At 62.5% G+C, this 1,698-nt stretch carries 1 protein-coding gene; it reads left to right on the top strand.

The features are described from left to right. Positions 1–85: 85 nt before the first annotated feature. Positions 86–1,579 carry a hypothetical protein gene (locus tag EVC45_RS44450; protein WP_129964343.1) on the top strand — a complete coding sequence of 498 codons (1,494 nt, stop codon included), beginning with the start codon at positions 86–88 and terminating at the stop codon, positions 1,577–1,579. The last annotated feature ends 119 nt before the right edge of the window (positions 1,580–1,698 follow it).

Here is a 1,698-nt window from a genome sequence, read left to right as displayed (position 1 = left end):
GGGCGAGGTTCAAAGGCGCGTTACACATGGGGAGGCACCTGGAGCGCCAGGCGATAATGGTGCCCCTTTTTCATCTGCTGCATCCATGACTCAAAACACCCGATCTGGCGTGGGCAGACTGAGCGCCGACAAACGCAAAGCGATCGCACTTCAGGCCCTCGCGCGCACCGAACCAATCAGTGTGCTGGCTGAGCGTAACGGCGTGAGCCGCCCGACGGTCTACCGACAGATCGGCACGGCCAGTGCAGCGCTCGATGAAGCCTTTGATACCACGCGGGCAGCCGACGCAGATCAGGTGCTTTTCATGCTGCCGGTCACCCGCCAATGGCTCGATCAGGTCATCGTGGCGCTCACGATGGTGGGTCACGTTTCGTTTCGCGCTACCCTTGAGCTCATGCACGACCTGCTCGGCGTATCGACCAGCCTGGGCACGATTCACACCGTTCTCCAGCGGGCTGCGCAGCAGGCCATGGCCATTAACGCCGGCGTGGACCTCTCAGCCATCCGGGTCGGCCTGCACGACGAACTCTTTCAGGGTTCCCAACCCGTGCTCGCCGGTATCGATGTTGCCTCGACCTATTGCTATCTGCTCGCCCCCGAAGCTCATCGCGACGGCGACACCTGGGCCATCCATCTGCTGGACCTGCAATCACGGGGACTCGATCCTGAGCACACGATCGCCGATGCGGGAACCGGGCTGCGTGCCGGGCAAAAAATAGCCTGGCCCGATACGCCGTGTCACGGCGACGTCTTCCACATCATTGAGCAGGGCAAATCACTGGCGACGCTCTGGCATCGTGTCGCCGGCGGTGCGCGCACCGAACGCGAGCAGCTCGAAGCGCGTTTGGCCAATCCCCGTCGACGTTGCGACGATAGCCTCCTCGCTGCCACGCTGGAAACGCTTCGTCGCAATGAAGCCCATGCGCACGAGCTGGCCGCCGATCTGCGCACCCTGGTTCAGTGGCTCGAACGTGACATCCTGTCACTGGCAGGGCCGGACCTCGCGACGCGTCAACTGCTGTTCGATTTCGTGGTTGCCGAACTGCGGCAACGTGAGGCCCAGGACCTCTCACGCACGGGCGCATACCGGCGTGCACTGCAGAACCAGCGCGACAGGCTGCTCGCTTTCGCGGGCCTGCTCGACGAAAAACTCGACGCCATTGCGCAAACGCACAACGTGGCGCGCGATCTCGTGCGCGAGGTCTGCATCCTGCATCGCAAGTCCGAAACGTCGAGCGCGTTCTGGCAAGGATGGAATCGCCTGCTTAGCCGCATCGGTCGCCCGTTTCACGACGTCTACGCCGCCGTATCCGCGGCGCTGCGCAGCACACCACGCAGCAGCTCGCTGGTCGAAAATCTCAACTCGCGACTGCGCGTATGCCTGACTAACCGGCGTCATCTGAAGGGCGGGCGGGTCTGGCTTGGTCTGCTGCAGTTCGTCTTCAATCATCGCCGCTTTGCCCGTAGCCGATGTCCTGAGCGCACTGGAAAGAGCCCGAGGGAATTGATGAGCGGCAAGCCTCACGATCACTGGCTTACGCTGCTCGGACCCGGCCGCCTCCAGCCTCAGCGCATCTGACATCGGCCGGGTTGTCACCGGCCTCTATTATGCATCGGAATCCTTGCCATTCCTGCGTTTCGCGCAGGCTGCTTAAGCTCGTCCCTGTAACGCAAAAATCACGTGTTTTGAACCACGCC

The organism is Paraburkholderia sp. UYCP14C (assembly GCF_004197395.1).
Taxonomy (GTDB): Bacteria; Pseudomonadota; Gammaproteobacteria; order Burkholderiales; family Burkholderiaceae; genus Paraburkholderia.
This window is presented reverse-complemented; position numbering and strand designations above follow the sequence as displayed.

Coding starts and splice junctions, on each gene's coding strand:
- EVC45_RS44450 (WP_129964343.1), top strand. CDS start 86: ATGACTCAAAACACCCGATCTGGCGTGGGCAGACTGAGCGCCGACAAA.